Genomic DNA, 231 nt, shown 5'->3' with positions numbered 1-231 from the left:
GGCCGGCTGCGGTGAACCGGCCTCGCACGAGATCAGTCGGCCGCGCCCCAGCCGGGTCCGGGCGGGTGGTGTCCACCCGCTTCGAGCGGCGAGCCCCGGCCAATCCGAGTTGACGCATGATCCGCCCGGTTTGGTCCCGGCCCAGCGCCCACCTTTGCCGACGCATCAAAACGTACATCTTCCGCACCCCACAGACTCCCTAGTTCTTCGCGTGCAGCCGAGCGATCTCCC

The 231-nt window shown here is 69.3% G+C and carries 1 pseudogene; it reads right to left on the bottom strand.

The features are described 5' to 3' along the window. Positions 1 to 196, bottom strand: a pseudogene (locus SB754_RS23255) (IS3 family transposase); the annotation flags it as partial. Positions 197 to 231: the final 35 nt, after the last annotated feature.

Source organism: Leifsonia sp. SIMBA_070, from assembly GCF_046534635.1.
In the GTDB taxonomy this organism is placed as follows: domain Bacteria; phylum Actinomycetota; class Actinomycetes; order Actinomycetales; family Microbacteriaceae; genus Leifsonia.
This window is presented reverse-complemented; position numbering and strand designations above follow the sequence as displayed.